This window comes from Streptomyces spinoverrucosus, assembly GCF_015712165.1.
In the GTDB taxonomy this organism is placed as follows: domain Bacteria; phylum Actinomycetota; class Actinomycetes; order Streptomycetales; family Streptomycetaceae; genus Streptomyces; species Streptomyces spinoverrucosus_A.
This window is the reverse complement of sequence record NZ_JADPZX010000001.1, coordinates 6,582,096-6,598,612: the sequence shown is the minus strand read 5'-3', so window position 1 is coordinate 6,598,612 and position 16,517 is coordinate 6,582,096. Positions and strand designations below refer to the sequence as shown.

Below are 16,517 nucleotides of genomic sequence, written 5' to 3'. Positions count from 1 at the left end.
GGTGCCTGTACGCGCCGCTGGGTCAGCCGAAGGGGGCCTAATGCGCCGGGGGGTGCGACTTGTGCGGCGAAGTGCGGGTGGTTGGGGTTGCTCGCGCCCCGCGGCGGAGCCGCTGAAGTCACGGCCCCGCGCCCCCGAGGGACGAGTACCCGCACGGCGATTTAGCGTTGGCGTATGGGTTACTTCGACGCTGCCTCCGCCGCTCCGCTTCACCCTGTCGCGCGGCAGGCGCTGCAGGCCTCGCTGGATGAAGGGTGGGCCGATCCCGCGCGGTTGTATCGGGAGGGGCGGCGGGCGCGGTTGCTGCTCGATGCCGCCCGGGAGGCCGCCGCGGAGGCGGTCGGTTGCCGGCCGGACGAGTTGGTGTTCACGTCGTCCGGGACGCGGGCCGTGCACACGGGTGTCGCGGGGGCGTTGGCCGGGCGGCGGCGCGTCGGACGTCACCTGATCGTGTCAGCGGTCGAACACTCCTCGGTGCTCCATGCGGCTGAGGTGCACGAGGCGGACGGCGGTACGACCACTCAGGTTGCGGTGGGCCGGGAAGGCGCCGTGCGGGCGGAGGGGTACGCCGAGGCGCTGCGGCCCGACACCGCGCTGGCGTGTCTGCAGTCCGCCAACCACGAGGTGGGGACCGTGCAGCCGGTGGCCGAGGTGGCGTCGGTGTGCCGGGAGGCCGGGGTGCCGTTGCTGGTGGACGCGGCGCAGTCGCTGGGGTGGGGGCCGGTGGCCGGCGACTGGTCGCTGCTGACGGCCAGCGCCCACAAGTGGGGCGGGCCTTCGGGCGTGGGGCTGCTGGTGGTGCGCAAGGGGGTCCGGTTCGCGCCGCAAGGGCCCGCGGACGAGCGGGAGTCGGGGCGGGCCGCCGGGTTCGAGAACATCCCGGCGATCGTCGCGGCGGCGGCCTCACTGCGGGCCGTTCGGGCCGAGGTGGCGCAGGAGTCGGTACGACTGCGGGAACTGACGGACCGGATCCGGGCGCGGGTTCCGGAACTGCTGGGGGACGTCGAGGTGGTGGGCGATCCGCAGCGGCGACTGCCGGGGATCGTCACGTTCTCGTGTCTCTATGTCGACGGGGAGACTCTGCTGCACGAGTTGGACCGCGCCGGTTTCTCCGTCTCGTCCGGATCGTCCTGCACGAGCAGCACGCTGACGCCGAGCCATGTGCTGAAGGCGATGGGGGTGCTGAGCGAGGGCAACGTGCGGGTGTCGCTGCCGCTCGGGGCGGCGGCGGAGGACGTCGACCGGTTCCTTCAGGTGCTGCCGGGGGCGGTCGCGGCGGTCCGGGAGAAGCTCGGGGCGCCGACGCCCAGCACGGTCGTACGGGAGGACGTGCTCGTCGTGGACGCGGTGGGCAAGCTCTGCCCCATCCCGGTGATCGAGCTGGCCAAGGTCATCGGGGACGTGCCGGTGGGCGGCACGGTGCGGGTGCTCGCGGACGACGAGGCGGCGAGGCTGGACATCCCGGCGTGGTGCGCGATGCGGGGCCACGAATACGTAGGCGAGGAGCCGGCAGAAAAGGGAACGGCTTACGTGGTCCGCCGGGCGCTGTGACCCACCCGGGGGCGCGGGGCTGTATCGATAGGCGGCTACCGCCGCGTGCGCGCGACCAGCCCCACGCACCCGCAGACGAAACTAGACGAGTTGCGCCTGGACCTCGGCGGCGGCCTCGTGACCGTACGCCTTGGTGAACCGGTCCATGAAGTGCGCCCGGCGCAACGCGTACTCCTGCGTGCCGACGGTCTCGATGACCAGCGTCGCCAGCATGCAGCCCACCTGCGCGGCCCGCTCCAGGGAGACCCCCCAGGCAAGCCCCGACAGGAACCCGGCGCGGAAGGCGTCGCCGACGCCGGTGGGGTCGGCCTTGCGCTCCTCCTCCGGGCAGCCGACCTCGATCGGGTCCTCGCCGGCCCGCTCGATGCGCACGCCCCGGGCGCCGAGGGTGGTGACGCGGTGGCCGACCTTGCCGAGGATCTCCTCGTCGCTCCAGCCGGTCTTGCTTTCGATGAGGCCCTTCTCGTACTCGTTGGAGAAGAGGTACGTCGCCCCGTCCAGCAGTATCCGGATCTCCTCGCCGTCCATGCGGGCGATCTGCTGGGAGAAGTCGGCGGCGAACGAGATGTTGCGGGAGCGGCACTCCTCGGTGTGCCGGAGCATCGCCTCGGGGTCGTCGGCGCCGATCAGGACGAGGTCGAGGCCGCCGACGCGGTCCGCGACGGTCTTCAGCTCGATCAGGCGGGCCTCGCTCATGGCGCCCGTGTAGAAGGAGCCGATCTGGTTGTGGTCGGCGTCCGTGGTGCACACGAAGCGGGCGGTGTGCAGGGTCTCGGAGATGCGCACGGAGGCGGTGTCGACGCCGTGCCGGTCCAGCCAGGCACGGTACTCGTCGAAGTCGGCGCCGGCGGCACCGACGAGGATCGGCCGGGTTCCGAGCTGGCCCATCCCGAAGGCGATGTTGGCGCCCACGCCACCCCGGCGGACATCGAGCTTGTCGACCAGGAACGACAGCGAGACCGTGTGCAGCTGGTCCGCGACGAGCTGGTCGGCGAAGCGGCCGGGGAAGGTCATGAGGTGGTCGGTGGCGATGGAGCCGGTGACTGCGATGCGCACGGCGTGGAATCTCCCGGGTGGAGGGGGTTGACGATTCACGCTACCCGGTTGCGGCGGTGACGCTGAAGCGGATGGCTCGATGGTGTGGGGAGAACGCCCGGAGTCGGCCATGCGGCGGACATGAGGCGGGCGGACGGCTTCGAAGCCACCAAAACTACCCGATAGTAGATCTTTCTTCGCCTGCCTCGGCGTGCCTACGGTGCGGCTATGACGAAACTCGACGACCCGGCCCCCACGCCCGCCGACCTGGAGGGCGACCTGGCCTCGCTGCGCGGCGACTGCGCCCGGATGGTCCCGCACTGGTCGGCCCCGGACCGGGGTGTCACCCGCCCGGTCCCGCCGTCGCTGATCCACGGGGTGACCGTGCCGCCGAAGTCGGCCCGGCTGCTGGACGCGATGTCGGACTACGGCGACTGAGCGGATCCGCTCCGGGAACCGCGCGCTCCCCCGCTGCGTCCCATCGCTGTCCCCCGTAAAGGGGATACGGGATACGACCCACCAGCGTGAGCTGTGCAGCCGAAGGAGCGATGCGGTGAACACCGAGCGACCCGACAACGACGACGACGTCGCGGGCGGGACCGGCGCGCAGGCCTCCCGGCGGGGCTCGGAGGACGCGCGGGCTTCGGAGGAGGCGCACGCCTCTGGGGACGCGCCTGCCTCCGGGACCGCCGAGGAAGGCGCCGATCAGGACACCGCCGGCGAGGAGCAGGGCGCCGATCAGGACGCAACCCTTCACGCGCCCGACGCCGAACAGGACGCAACCCCTGACGAATCCGGCGCCGATCAGGACACCGCCCGCGAAGACCAGCGCGCCGAACAGGACGCAACCCTTCACGAGCCCGGCGCCGATCAGACCGCAACCCTTCACGAGCCCGGCGCCGATCAGGACGCCGCCCATCACGCGCCCGGCGCCGATCAGGACGCCGCCCATCACGAGCGCGACGCCGATCAGGACGCCGCGCACCCCGAACCCGGCGCCGATCACGACGTCACCCGCGAGGAGCCGGGCCAGGGGGACGCCGTCCGTCCCGCCCGCCGTCGCTCCCCCGCTGTCATCGCCTCCGTCGCCGCCGCCGTGCTGCTGGTGGGAGGCGGCGGAGCCTATCTCGCGGCGTCGGCCGGTGGCGGCTCCGGCAGCGGTACGGGGTCCGGTGCCCCGGCGGGGAACGGCACTCCCCCGCCGCTCGCCCTCGACGGCTACTCCTCCGGCACCCCGAACGGCATCGCCCCCGGCGAACCCGACCCGAACGGCGTCACCTACAAGGCCGACGGAACCCTCCCGGACGGCCCGCGCTCGGCGGCCGTGCACTGGCCGAAGGGCGAGGTCACCCAGGAGGACGTGGCGCGGCTCGCCGAGGCGCTCGACCTGGCCGGGACGCCGGTCGCCGAAGGGCAGGCCTGGAAGATCGGCGGCCAGGACGGTCAGGGCCCCAGCCTCCAGGTGAACCGGCAGGCGCCCGGCACCTGGACCTTCCACCGGTACGCCCCCGGCACCGACAACTGCCAGGGCACCACGACGTGCGCCAAGGGCCCCTCCGCCGGTTCCGTCGATCCGGTGAGCGAGGAGGCGGCGAGGAAGGCGGCCGCGCCGATCCTGAAGGCGGTCGGGCAGGACTCCGCCAAGGTGGACGCCGGCCAGGTCATGGGCGCGCAGCGAGTCGTGAACGCCGATCCGGTGGTCGGCGGGCTGCCGACGTACGGCTGGCCGACCGGGGTCACGGTCGGCGCCCAGGGCGACGTGGTGGCCGCCAGCGGCCAGTTGACGGCGCCGGTGAAGGGGGCGACGTACCCCGTGCTGAGCGCGGAGCGGACGCTGGAGCTGATGAACGCGGCGCAGGGCCCCGCCCCGCGCGCCGGCATCGGCGGCTGCGCCAGCCCCGTACCGCTGGAGGGCGACGCGTCCTGCGGTGCGGCGACCGGCGCGCCCAAGCAGGAGCGGATCGCCGTCGAGGAGGCGGTGTTCGGGCTGGCCTCGCACTCGGTGGACGCCCGGCCGGCGCTGGTGCCGTCCTGGCTGTTCGAGGTCAGGGCGCCGGGGGCGCAGGACAGCTTCACGGTGACGTATCCGGCGATCGACCCGAAGTACCTGGCCTCGACCCAGTCGGGCGGGCAGGTCAGTCCGCGCCCGTCCGAGCCCGGGGACGCGCCGCGCGCCCGGGACGTCCAGGTGGAGGGCTACACCGCCGAGGGCCGGGAGCTGACCGTGAGCTTCACGGGCGGGGTGTGTGCCGACTACGAGGCGAAGGCGGTCGAGGGGTCCGACAAGGTGACCGTGACGGTGACCGAGAAGCCGTGGCCGGACAAGGTCTGCATCCTGATCGCCAAGGTCCACTACCGGACCGTGCAGCTGGACGAGCCGCTCGGTGACCGGAAGGTGGTCGGCTCGGACGGCAAGGGCGTTCCGCTTGAGAAGCCGGGAGCCCGGCTGCCCCAGTGACCATGACAGGAAGAAGGCGGCGGTCCCCTCGGAGGGGGCCGCCGCCTTCACTCACACCTGTGGGTCAGCTGAAGGAGTCGCCGCAGGCGCAGGAACCCGTCGCGTTCGGGTTGTCGATCGTGAAGCCCTGCTTCTCGATGGTGTCCACGAAGTCGATGGTCGCGCCGCCCAGGTAGGGAGCGCTCATCCGGTCGGTGACGACCTTGACCCCACCGAAGTCCTTCTCCACGTCGCCGTCGAGCGAGCGCTCGTCGAAGAAGAGCTGGTAGCGCAGGCCGGAGCAGCCGCCGGGCTGGACGGCGACGCGCAGCGCGAGGTCGTCGCGGCCTTCCTGGTCGAGCAGCGCCTTGACCTTGGACGCGGCGGCGTCGGTCAGGATGATGCCGTCGGTGACGGTGGTGGTCTCGTCCGATACGGACATCTACATCTCTCCCGGGTTGTACGGAGACTGCTTGCCGACGGTTGCAACCGGCGGGGCCGTGGATTCATTCCGGGGCGGGCCCGTGTCTTTTCTCCTTGGCGTCCTCTTCATGCTCGCACATGCCTCCGGGAGCGCACAGCAGCCTGTGGACAACGGGACAACGCCATACGACAGGGAGGTGTCGGGATTCACGTCACATCGACGCAATGGCCATCGTCAAACTGACGTGAAGCGGTTATGATAGATAGCGTCATTTCGACGAAAAGTCGAAAAGGTGTCCCGTATGTCCCGCCGATCCGGCTCCCCGGGTCGGCGAGCCGCAGAACAGAAAGGGTGCGTGTCGTGACCACCGCCCAGACCCAGGAGCTCGACGTACAGCCGACGCCCCTCGCCCTGCTGCTGCTCGGCCGTGAGGCCGACCCGAGGAGCGAGCGCGGCGTCGAGTGTCCCGGCGACCTGCCCTCGCCGTCCGACCCGAACCTGGTCGAGCGCGCCCGCGCGGCCAAGGAGAAGCTGGGCGACAAGGTCTTCGTGCTCGGCCACCACTACCAGCGCGACGAGGTCATCCAGTTCGCGGATGTCACGGGCGACTCCTTCAAGCTGGCCAGGGACGCGGCCGCGCGCCCCGAGGCCGAGTACATCGTCTTCTGCGGCGTGCACTTCATGGCCGAGTCCGCGGACATCCTGACGTCCGACGACCAGAAGGTCGTGCTGCCGGACCTGGCCGCCGGCTGCTCGATGGCCGACATGGCGACGGCCGAGCAGGTCGCCGAGTGCTGGGACGTGCTGACCGAGGCCGGGACAGCCGAGCAGGTCGTGCCCGTCTCGTACATGAACTCCTCCGCCGACATCAAGGCCTTCACCGGCAAGCACGGCGGCACGATCTGCACCTCCTCCAACGCCAAGCGGGCCCTGGAGTGGGCGTTCGAGCAGGGCGAGAAGGTGCTCTTCCTGCCCGACCAGCACCTCGGCCGCAACACCGCGGTGCGCGACATGGGCATGTCCCTCGACGACTGCGTGGTCTACAACCCGCACAAGCCGAACGGCGGCCTGACCGCCGACGAGCTGCGGGCCGCGAAGATGATCCTGTGGCGCGGCCACTGCTCGGTGCACGGCCGTTTCAACCTCGACTCGGTCAACGACGTGCGTGAGCGCATCCCCGGCGTGAACGTGCTGGTCCACCCCGAGTGCAAGCACGAGGTGGTGTCGGCCGCGGACTACGTCGGCTCGACGGAGTACATCATCAAGGCCCTGGAGGCCGCGCCGGCCGGCTCCAAGTGGGCCATCGGCACGGAGCTGAACCTGGTCCGCCGCCTGGCGAACCGTTTCGCGCCCGAGGGCAAGGAGATCGTCTTCCTCGACAAGACGGTCTGCTTCTGCTCGACCATGAACCGCATCGACCTGCCCCATCTGGTCTGGGCCCTGGAGTCCCTGGCCGAGGGCAACCTGGTCAACCGCATCGAGGTCGACAAGGAGACCGAGGCGTTCGCGAAGCTGGCGCTGGAGCGGATGCTGGCGCTGCCGTAGCCTCCGGCGGCAGTAACGCGTGAAGGGGCCGCACCCTGCGAGGTGCGGCCCCTTCGTCATGCGGTCAGACCCCCGCCGGTTCCGGCTGCGGTTCCGCCGGAGTCTGCGACTTCGCCTGCCGCTTCGCCGCCCGCTTCTTCGCCCGGCGCTCCTTGCGGAGCTCCAGCATCGCGTAGAGCGTCGGGACCAGCAGCAGGGTCAGCAGGGTGGAGGTGATCAGACCGCCGATCACGACCACCGCCAGCGGCTGGGCTATGAAGCCGCCCTCGCCGGTGATGCCCAGGGCCATCGGGAGCAGGGCGAAGATGGTCGCCAGGGCGGTCATCAGGATCGGGCGGAGCCGGTGACGGCCCCCCTCGACCACGGCCTCGACGACGCCGTAACCCTGCCTGCGGTACTGGTTGATGAGGTCGATCAGCACGATCGCGTTGGTCACCACGATGCCGATCAGCATCAGCATGCCGATCATCGCGGGGACGCCCATCGGGGTGTCGGTCGCGATCAGCAGTCCGATCGCGCCCGTCGCGGCGAACGGGATGGAGACCAGCAGGATCAGCGGCTGGACCAGCGACCGGAAGGTCGCGACCAGCAGCATGAAGACGATCGCGATGGCCGCCAGCATCGCCAGGATCAGGTTGGCCTGGGCCTCTTCCTGGTCCTCGGAGACGCCGCCGATCTGGACGGTGGCGCCCTCCGGGAGGTCCAACTTGTCGAGCTTCTGCTGCAGCTCGGTGCTGATCGCGCCCGTGTTGTCGCCGGTCGGCCTGGCGGTGACGGTGGCCGCGCGCTGACCGTCGATCCGGGTCATGGAGACCGGCCCGTCCACCTCCTTGACGGTCGCGATGTCACCCAGCCGCACCGGGCCGAGCGGCAGCCTGCGCAGCTCGGCGAGGGTGTCGGCCGGCTTCTCGGACGTGATGACGATGTCCCGCTCGGTGTCGTCCAGCGTCGCCGTGCCCGCGGTGGTGCCGCGCACCGCCTGGGCCACGGCCGCGCCCAGCGTCTGGTCGTTGAACCCGGCGGCCGCCGCCGAGGGCTTGGCCGTCACGGAGATGCGCGGCACGCTCTGCGCCAGGTCGCTGGTGACGTCCGTGACGTCGTCCAGACCCGCCACCGTCTTGCGGACCTCCTCGGAGGCCTCGCGCAGCACGTCCGCGTCGGCCGCCTTCACGACCACGCTGAGGTCCTGGCTGCCGAAGCCGTCACCGACCGAGACGGTGGTCGTGCCGATGCCGTCGAGCTTCTTCAGGCCCGCGTCGATGCGGTCCTGGACGTCCTTGGACGACGCCGAGTCCTCCAGCATCACCGAGTACGAGGCCTGGTTGGTGTCGGTGCCGCCGCCGAAGGCGGCCATGAAGCCGGAGGAGCCGACCGTCACCTGGTAGTCCTTGACGCCCTCGGTGTCGGCGAGCAGCTGCTCGACCTTCTTCGCCTGGGCGTCGGTCGCGGCCAGGCTGGTGCCGGGCTCCAGCTCCTGCTTGACGGAGAGGACCGCCTGCTCGCCCGGGTCGAAGAAGTTGGTCTTCAGCAGCGGCGCCATGCCGAAGGTGCCGATCAGCACGACGACCGCGATGGCCACGCTGGTCAGGCGGCGCCGGGTGGCGAAGCGCAGGACGGGGACGTAGAACCGCTGGAGCCTGCTCTTCGCCTCCTTCTCCTCCGCCAGGCGGCGGGCCTCCTCGGCGTCCTCGGGGGTGCCCTTCGGGGCGCGCAGGAACCAGTACGACAGGACCGGTACGACCGTCAGCGAGACCAGCAGCGAGGCCAGCAGGGCGGCGGTGACGGTCAGCGAGAACGAGCCGAACAGCTCGCCCACCATGCCGCCGACCAGACCGATCGGCAGGAACACCGCGACCGTGGTGAGCGTCGAGGACGTCACCGCGCCGGCCACCTCGCGGACGGCGTTCAGGATCGCCGACTGGCGCTCCTCGCCGTAGCCGAGGTGCCGCTTGATGTTCTCCAGCACCACGATCGAGTCGTCGACGACCCGGCCGATGGCGATGGTCAGGGCGCCCAGCGTGAGCATGTTCAGGGACAGGTCCCGCGTCCACAGCACGATCAGGGCCAGCACGACGGAGAGCGGAATGCTGACCGCCGTGACCAGCGTCGAGCGGATCGACGCCAGGAAGACCAGGATCACCAGGACCGCGAAGAGCAGACCGAGCCCGCCCTCCGTGGTGAGGCCCTCGATGGACTTCGAGACCGCCGGGCCCTGGTCGCTGACGACCGTGACGGTGGCGCCGGAGCCGAGGTCAGCGCGCATCTCGGGCAGCTTGTCCTCGACCGCCTCGGAGATGGCGACCGCGCTGCCGTCGCGGTCCATGGTGACGGCGACGGCGAGGCTGGGCTTGCCGTTGGTGCGGGTGAGGGACTCGGCCCTGGCCTGCTTCTCGGTCACCTCCGCGACCGCGCCGAGACGCACAGGCTTGTCGACGCCCTCGCCGGTGATCATCAGGTTCTCGATCTGCCGCAGCGAGGTGAAGGCGCCGCCGACCTGCACGGTGCGGTTGCCGCCGTCCTCGTCGAACGAGCCGGCCGGGACGGTGGCGCCGCCCGCCTGGAGGGCCTGGACGAGGCTCTGGACGGTGAGGCCGGCCCGGGCCAGCTTGCGGTCGTCCGGGGTGACGGAGACCTGGAGGTCCCGCACGCCGTCGACGGTGACCTGACCGACGCCGTCGATGTCCTCCAGGGCCGGTACGACGGTCCGGTCCAGCCGGTCGGCCAGCGCCTGCTGGTCCTCGCCGGAGGTGACGGCGAGGACGACGGTCGGGATGTCGTCCGTCGAGCCGGCGATGACCTGCGGGTCGACGTCGTCCGGGAGCTGCACACGGGCCCGGTTGACGGCCTGCTGGACGTCGGCGACGAGCTGGTCGGTGTTGTTGCCGTAGTCGAAGGACGCCATGATCACGGCGTTGCCCTCGCTCGCCGTGGAGGTGACGCCGGTGATGCCGTCGACGGCTTCGAGGGTGTCCTCGATGGGCTCGACGACCTGCTTCTCGACCACGTCCGGGGACGCGCCCTGGTACGGCGCGAGCACCGACACCATGGGCAGTTCGATGGTGGGCAGCAGTTGCTGCTTGAGCTGTGGGATCGCGATCGCACCGAAGGCGAGCGCGACGATCGACATCAGCCCTATCAGGGCCCGTTGCGCGAGGCTGAATCTGGACAGCCAGGACATGGGTCAGCGTCTCTCTTCTGTGGCCTGAGCAGGAGCGGCGGGCGCATGTGAGCGCCCGTACCTACACCCTGAGCCATCGCCCCCCGGTGATCCGTCGCCCCTGGGTCCATTTCCTTATACGGCGCATACTCCGGCCGCAGTACACACCGCTCGGGGTCAGTCCACCCTTGGACGTACCAGCCCCGACTCGTACGCGATCACCACCAGCTGCGCCCGGTCGCGCGCGCCCAGCTTGGCCATGGCCCGGTTGACGTGCGTCTTCACCGTCAGCGGGCTGACCTCCAGGCGTTCGGCGATCTCGTCGTTGGAGTGCCCGCCCGCGACCTGGACGAGGACCTCCCGCTCCCGCCCCGTCAGCGCGTCCAGCCGCGCGGTGCGGGCGTGGTCGCGGTCGGTGTCGTCGAGGTCGCCGCCCTGGGCGAGGAAGCGGGCGATCAGGCCCTTGGTGGCGGTCGGGGACAGCAGCGCCTCGCCGCCGGCCGCGACCCGGATGGCGGTGAGCAGCTCGTCCGGCTCGGAGCCCTTGCCGAGAAAGCCGGAGGCGCCCGCGCGCAGCGACCGCACCACGTAGTCGTCGACCTCGAACGTGGTCAGGATGACGATCCGGACGTGGGCGAGGCCGGGGTCGGCGCTGATCATCCGGGTCGCGGCGAGGCCGTCGGTGCCGGGCATCCGGATGTCCATCAGGACGACGTCGGCGCGCCGCTCCTTCGCCAGCCGTACCGCCTCCGCCCCGTCGGACGCCTCCCCCACCACCTCCATGTCCGGCTCGGAGTCGACGAGCACCCGGAAGGCACTGCGCAGCAGCGCCTGGTCGTCGGCGAGCAGGACACGGATCGTCATACGGGGTCCTTCGCTGGGGCGGTACGGGTCTTGACCGGCAGGATCGCATGCACGCGGAAGCCGCCGCCGTAGCGAGGACCGGTGGTGAGGGTGCCGCGCAGGGCGGTGACGCGTTCGCGCATGCCCAGCAGTCCGTGGCCGCCGGAGACAGGGCCGTCGTCCTGGCCGGAGCCGTTGTCGAGGACGGTGATCTCGATGTTCGGCCCCACGCGGACGACGCTGACCTCGGCCTTCGCCGCCGTACCGGCGTGTTTCTGGACGTTGGTGAGGGCTTCCTGGATGACGCGGTACGCGGCCAGGTCGACGGCGGCGGGGAGGCTGGTGTCGTGGTCGGTGCGGGCTACCTCGACGTGCAGGCCGGCGCTGCGGAAGGTGCCGACGAGTTCGTCGAGGCGGTCCAGGCCGGGGGCGGGTTCGGTCGGGGCCTCGGGGTCGTCGGACTGGCGGAGCAGGCCGACGGTGGCGCGCAGTTCGTTGAGCGCGGAGCGACTGGCTTCGCGGACGTGCGCGAGGGCCTCCTTGGCCTGGTCGGGCCGCTTGTCCATGACGTGGGCGGCGACCCCGGCCTGCACGTTGACCAGGGCGATGTGGTGGGCGACCACGTCGTGCAGGTCGCGGGCGATGCGCAGCCGCTCCTCGGCGACCCGGCGGCGGGCCTCCTCCTCGCGGGTGCGCTCGGCCTTCTCGGCGCGCTCGCGGATGGCCTGCACGAAGTCCCGGCGGCTGCGGACGGCGTCGCCGCCGGCCGCGGCCATACCGCTCCAGGCGAACACGGCGAGGTTCTCCTGCGCGTACCAGGGCAGGGGGCCGGCGAGCATGGCGGCGCCGGTCAGCAGGGCCATGGTGAGCAGGCCGACGCGCCAGGTGGTGGAGCGGTCGGTGGCGGCGGCGACGGTGTAGAGGGCGACCACGGCGGCCATGGCGACCGGGGCCCGGGGGTCGCCGGTGACGAACTCGACGACGGAGAGGGAGCCGGTGATGCCGAGGACCCGTATGGGGGCGCGCCTGCGGAACACCAGGGCGGCGGCGCCGAGCACCATGAGGACGAGGCTGAGGACGTCCGGGGTGCGCAGCGCCCAGTTGACGCCGTGCTTGCCGTGCGGGTCCACGAAGGAGCCGGCCACCATGCAGATCAGTACGCCGGCCGCCAGCGCCGCGTCCAGCGCCGCGGGGTGGGCCTTCAGACGGCGCCGGGCGCTTTCGAGGGTGCTCACGGCTGTCAACGGTACGGGTACCTCGCGGGGCTTGGAACGGGGGCCGACTGCCGGCCCCGCCGTTCGTCAGCCCCCCGGGATCAGTCCGTCGTCGCTCAGCAGCTCCCGTACCTCTTCCAGGGTCGCGTCGGGGGACGGGAGGATCAGTTCCGAGGGTTCGAGGGAGTCGTCGGGGAGGGGATCGCCCAGTTCGCGGACCTGGGTGAGGAGGGCCTCAAGGGTGCGGCGGAAGCCGGGACCGTCGCCGTTCTCCATTTCCGCCAGGAGCTCGTCGTCCAGCTTGTTCAGCTCGGTGAGGTGGCTGTCGGCCAGCCTCACCTGCCCCTCCCCCATGATCCGTACGATCATGTCGCCCTCCGGTGGGTGACTACTGCTTGTCGAAGCGCGGGGTGTCCTGCGGCTGCTGCTGGGACTGGGGCTGGTCCTTGCCGCCCTCGATGGCCTGCTGGCCACCGGAGCCGCCGGCCAGCTCCGCCTTCATGCGCTGCAGTTCCAGCTCCACATCCGTACCACCGGAGAGCCGGTCCAGCTCGGCCTGGATGTCGTCCTTGGCCATGCCGGTGGGGTCGTCGAGGGCGCCGGAGGCGAGGAGTTCGTCGATCGCGCCGGCCCGGGCCTGGAGCTGGGCCGTCTTGTCCTCGGCCCGCTGGATGGCCAGGCCGACGTCGCCCATCTCCTCGGAGATGCCGGTGAAGGCCTCGCCGATCCGGGTCTGGGCCTGGGCCGCGGTGTACGTCGCCTTGATCGTCTCCTTCTTCGTGCGGAAGGCGTCGACCTTGGCCTGGAGGCGCTGGGCCGCGAGGGTGAGCTTCTCCTCCTCGCCCTGGAGCGTCGCGTGCTGGGTCTCCAGGTCCGTGACCTGCTGCTGGAGGGCGGCGCGGCGGGAGAGGGCCTCGCGGGCCAGGTCCTCACGGCCGAGCGCGAGCGCCTTGCGGCCCTGGTCCTCCAGCTTCGTCGACTGCGTCTGCAACTGGTTCAGCTGGAGCTCCAGGCGCTTGCGCGAGGTCGCCACGTCCGCGACACCACGGCGGACCTTCTGGAGCAGCTCCAGCTGCTTCTGGTACGAGTAATCGAGGGTCTCGCGCGGGTCCTCGGCCCGGTCAAGGGCCTTGTTCGCCTTCGCGCGGAAGATCATCCCCATACGCTTCATGACACCGCTCATGGGCTTCGCGCGCCCCCTTCTGACGGACTCCAGCTCCAGCTCTGCGACAGAACCCACAGTACGGGCCCTGCTTCCATTACCGCACTGTTCGGGGACGGATGCGCTCATCCCCAAGGACGACTGAGTGCGCTCCTGCTCCGGCGTAGGGAGTAGGTGGTCCCCGGGTATGCCCCGGGGGACCCGAGTGCTCGCACCCGGGGGGACCCGAGGGCGTACACATCGTCCCCTCTGTCCCCTTACAGACGACTGGTGTTGCGGGATCGTTCCCCGCGGGACTGGGGTCCATGCCCCGGGACCCCGTACCCTTGGGTTTTGTGTTCCGTAGCCGTGCCAAAGACGAGAAGGCCGCCGTCGCCGCCCAGGCCCAGGTGACCGACTCCAAGCAGACCCGTGACCCGCAGGCCCCGAAGGGCCGGCCGACACCCAAGCGCAGTGAGGCCCAGTCTCAGCGCCGCAGCGTCGCCAACACGTCGATGACGCGCAAGGAGGCCGCCAAGCGACAGCGCGAGGAGCGCCGTGCCGCCATGGAGCGGCAGCGTCAGGCGCTGGCGGGCGGTGACGAGCGGTACCTGCCGGCGCGCGACAAGGGGCCGGTGCGCCGGTTCGCCCGTGACTTCGTCGACTCCCGGTTCAACATCGCGGAGTACTTCCTGCCGATGGCCGTGGTCATCCTCGTGCTGAGCATGGTGCGGGTGCCGGCGCTGCAGAGCGTCGCGCTGCTGCTGTGGCTGGTGGTGATCGTGCTGATCGTGCTGGACTCGATCGTCACCGGGTACCGGCTGAAGAAGCGGCTGGCCGAGCGCTTCCCCGACGAGAACAAGCGTGGCGCGGTCGCCTACGCGCTGATGCGTTCCCTCCAGATGCGCCGACTCCGGCTGCCCAAGCCGCAGGTCAAGCGCGGAGAGCGGCCCTGAGCGCGACGGCTTTCTCCGGGGGTGCGGCGGACGCCTGGCTGAGCAAGCTCGGCGGGTTGCGTGACGTCGTACGGCAGGAGCTGGTGGCTCGGCAGCTCGACGAGCAGATAGCCGGGCGGTTCCCGGTCGGGCAGCGGCTGCGGGTGCTCGACGTGGGGATGGGCCAGGGGACGCAGGCGCTGCGGCTGGCCCGGGCCGGGCACCGCGTCACCGGCATAGAGAAGGACGCCACCATGCTCGCCGCGGCGAGGTCGGCGCTGACGGAGGAGCCGGAGGGGATCCGGGAGCGGGTACGGCTCATCGAGGGGGACGGCCGGGACACGGGGGTGCACTTCCTGCCCGGCAGCTTCGACGTCGTGCTCTGTCATGGCGTGCTCATGTACGTCGACGATCCCGATCCGCTGCTGGCGGGGCTGGCGCGGATGCTGGCGCCGGGCGGGCTGCTGTCGCTGCTGGTGCGCAACGGGGACGCGCTGGCCCTCCGGCCGGGTCTGTCCGGCGACTGGACCGCGGCGCTCGCCGCCTTCGACACCACGGCGTACCGCAACCGGCTGGGCCTCGACGTCCGCGCCGACCGGCTGGGCGCGCTCACGGCCACCCTCGCCGGGATCGGCGCACCGCTGCACGCCTGGTACGGCGTGCGGGTCCTCACCGACACGGCGTCCGACGGCGCGGAGGTCCCGGCGGACGTGGAGACGCTGCTGGCGGTTGAGGAGCGGGCCGGGCGCACGGATCCGTACCGGGGGGTCGCGGCGTTGCTGCATCTGTGCGGGGTGCGGGGCTGAGCCCGTTCGGGCGTACAGCGCGGGCCCGTGTCGTGGTCCTGAAGTCAGACTCGGGGCATGGAAGCTCCCCCTTACCGCCTTGCGGGTCTGTCGTGCTGCCTCGCCCTGGTCTTCGTCTCCGGGTGCACCGTCGGCGGGTCGGCGCCGCGGTCCGAGCCGTCGACGACGCAGGCCGCCGTGCCGGTGGCGGCGAACGATCTGCAGAACGACTACCAGAGGGTGATCAGGGACGTCCTGCCGTCGGTCGTACAGATCCAGGGCCGCCAGGATCTGGGCTCCGGGGTGGTGTACGACGACAAGGGCCACATCGTGACCAACGCGCACGTCGTCGGTGAGCAGCGCACGTTCCAGGTGACGACCGTCAACAGCGAGGACCCGCTGCGGGCCCGGCTCGTCTACTCGTATCCCGAGCAGGACCTGGCCGTGGTGCAGCTGGACCGGCCTCCGAAGGGACTGCGGCCGGCGGCCTTCGGGGACTCCAAGAAGGTCGAGGTGGGGCAGATCGTGCTGGCGATGGGGTCGCCGCTCGGGCTGTCGTCGAGCGTGACGCAGGGGATCGTGTCGGCGACCGGGCGGACCGTCACGGAGCCCAGTGAAGGCGGCGGTCCGGGGGCGACGATCGCCAACATGGTGCAGACGTCGGCGGACATCAACCCGGGCAACAGCGGCGGCGCCCTGGTGAACCTCGACGGGCAGGTCATCGGCATTCCGACGCTGGGCGCGACCGACCCCGGCATCGGGGCGGGCGCGGCGCCCGGTATCGGGTTCGCGATCCCGGCGTCGACGGTGAAGCTGATCGCCGATCAGATCGTCAAGGACGGCCGGGTCACCGACTCGGGGCGGGCGGCGCTCGGCATCACGGGCCGTACCGTCGTCGACGACGAGTACCAGGCCGCCGGGGTGGCCGTCGTCGAGGTGCGCGGTGGCGGGGCGGCGGCGCAGGCCGGGATCGAACCCGGGGATGTCATCACCAGGTTGGGTGACACGGAGATCACCACCCTCACCTCACTGGCCGAGGCGCTGGCGGCGCTGCGGCCGGGCGACCGGACGAAGGTGACGTTCACTCGGAACGGCGATGAGCAGACCGTGGACGTGACGCTGGGTGAGCAGTGAGACGGGGGCGGCCTGCGGGTAGGGCCGCCCCGCACCCTAGGCCTGGTCCGCGTGCAGGTTCATCGGTCCGTAGATCTCGGTGGCGTCCTCGAAGAGCCGTACCTGGTCCGCGCCCCCGGCGAGCAGTTCCTTCCAGTGCTCCCCGATCCAGGACTCGGCGTCGCCCTGCGTGGTGAACTCCTCGGGCTGCACCGCGGGCTGGACCTCCGTCCCGTCGGCCTTCTCGAACCGCCACGTCCATGCCGTCATGTCGCCTCCGGGTGTCTGGATCTTGGTCGGGCTGCCGCCAAGGGTATTCGCTCGGGGGTGAGCAGGT

At 71.3% G+C, this 16,517-nt stretch carries 15 protein-coding genes; 7 read left to right on the top strand and 8 right to left on the bottom strand.

The window, feature by feature from the left end; genetic code table 11:
- The first annotated feature begins 174 nt into the window (after positions 1 to 174).
- Positions 175 to 1,551 (top strand): cysteine desulfurase/sulfurtransferase TusA family protein, encoded by a 1,377-nt coding sequence (locus tag I2W78_RS29950; protein WP_196463359.1) that lies wholly within the window; start codon positions 175 to 177, stop codon positions 1,549 to 1,551.
- Between the two features lie 81 nt (positions 1,552 to 1,632).
- On the opposite strand, the gene I2W78_RS29945 is transcribed toward I2W78_RS29950, so the two are convergent.
- A complete protein-coding gene (locus I2W78_RS29945) occupies positions 1,633 to 2,607 on the bottom strand; it encodes a carbohydrate kinase family protein (RefSeq protein ID WP_196463358.1) in 975 nt (324 codons plus the stop codon).
- A gap of 207 nt (positions 2,608 to 2,814) precedes the next feature.
- Between I2W78_RS29945 and I2W78_RS29940 the strand changes: the two genes are divergently transcribed.
- A complete protein-coding gene (locus I2W78_RS29940) occupies positions 2,815 to 3,024 on the top strand; it encodes a hypothetical protein (protein ID WP_196463357.1) in 210 nt (69 codons plus the stop codon).
- A gap of 115 nt (positions 3,025 to 3,139) precedes the next feature.
- Entirely contained in the window at positions 3,140 to 5,044 is a 1,905-nt protein-coding gene (locus tag I2W78_RS29935) for a hypothetical protein (protein WP_196463356.1), read from the top strand.
- Between the two features lie 64 nt (positions 5,045 to 5,108).
- Here the strand turns inward: I2W78_RS29935 and I2W78_RS29930 are convergent, their stop codons facing one another.
- The gene (locus I2W78_RS29930) at positions 5,109 to 5,465 is read right to left on the bottom strand and encodes a HesB/IscA family protein (protein ID WP_006135694.1); all 357 of its coding nucleotides are present in this window, start codon (positions 5,463 to 5,465) and stop codon (positions 5,109 to 5,111) included.
- 342 nt (positions 5,466 to 5,807) lie between these two features.
- On the opposite strand from I2W78_RS29930, the gene nadA reads away from it, so the two are divergent.
- Complete coding sequence (nadA, locus tag I2W78_RS29925; protein ID WP_196463355.1) at positions 5,808 to 6,992, top strand: quinolinate synthase NadA; 1,185 nt, start codon at positions 5,808 to 5,810, stop codon at positions 6,990 to 6,992.
- 64 nt (positions 6,993 to 7,056) lie between these two features.
- On the opposite strand, the gene I2W78_RS29920 is transcribed toward nadA, so the two are convergent.
- The 5 genes from I2W78_RS29920 to I2W78_RS29900 form a co-directional block, all read right to left on the bottom strand.
- Positions 7,057 to 10,170, bottom strand: a complete 3,114-nt coding sequence (locus I2W78_RS29920) for an efflux RND transporter permease subunit (RefSeq protein ID WP_196463354.1) — start codon at positions 10,168 to 10,170, stop codon at positions 7,057 to 7,059.
- A gap of 156 nt (positions 10,171 to 10,326) precedes the next feature.
- Positions 10,327 to 11,013: a response regulator gene (locus tag I2W78_RS29915; protein WP_196463353.1), complete on the bottom strand. Its 687-nt coding sequence runs from the start codon at positions 11,011 to 11,013 to the stop codon at positions 10,327 to 10,329.
- Complete coding sequence (locus tag I2W78_RS29910; protein WP_196463352.1) at positions 11,010 to 12,227, bottom strand: sensor histidine kinase; 1,218 nt, start codon at positions 12,225 to 12,227, stop codon at positions 11,010 to 11,012. Before I2W78_RS29910 ends, I2W78_RS29915 begins: the two co-directional genes overlap by 4 nt.
- 66 nt (positions 12,228 to 12,293) lie before the next feature.
- Complete coding sequence (gene pspAA / locus I2W78_RS29905) at positions 12,294 to 12,575, bottom strand: PspA-associated protein PspAA (protein ID WP_196463351.1); 282 nt, start codon at positions 12,573 to 12,575, stop codon at positions 12,294 to 12,296.
- Between the two features lie 19 nt (positions 12,576 to 12,594).
- Complete coding sequence (locus I2W78_RS29900; protein ID WP_230886753.1) at positions 12,595 to 13,368, bottom strand: PspA/IM30 family protein; 774 nt, start codon at positions 13,366 to 13,368, stop codon at positions 12,595 to 12,597.
- Between the two features lie 305 nt (positions 13,369 to 13,673).
- On the opposite strand from I2W78_RS29900, the gene I2W78_RS29895 reads away from it, so the two are divergent.
- From I2W78_RS29895 to I2W78_RS29885, 3 genes are all read left to right on the top strand, one after another.
- Positions 13,674 to 14,303, top strand: coding sequence for a DUF3043 domain-containing protein (locus I2W78_RS29895; protein WP_196463349.1), 630 nt, complete (start codon positions 13,674 to 13,676; stop codon positions 14,301 to 14,303).
- 83 nt (positions 14,304 to 14,386) lie between these two features.
- Positions 14,387 to 15,088 (top strand): class I SAM-dependent methyltransferase, encoded by a 702-nt coding sequence (locus I2W78_RS29890; protein ID WP_196464779.1) that lies wholly within the window; start codon positions 14,387 to 14,389, stop codon positions 15,086 to 15,088.
- Between the two features lie 57 nt (positions 15,089 to 15,145).
- Entirely contained in the window at positions 15,146 to 16,201 is a 1,056-nt protein-coding gene (locus I2W78_RS29885; protein WP_196463348.1) for a S1C family serine protease, read from the top strand.
- 36 nt (positions 16,202 to 16,237) lie between these two features.
- On the opposite strand, the gene I2W78_RS29880 is transcribed toward I2W78_RS29885, so the two are convergent.
- On the bottom strand, positions 16,238 to 16,450 hold the full coding sequence (locus I2W78_RS29880; RefSeq protein ID WP_196463347.1) for a hypothetical protein: 213 nt from the start codon (positions 16,448 to 16,450) through the stop codon (positions 16,238 to 16,240).
- Between the last annotated feature and the right edge of the window lie 67 nt (positions 16,451 to 16,517).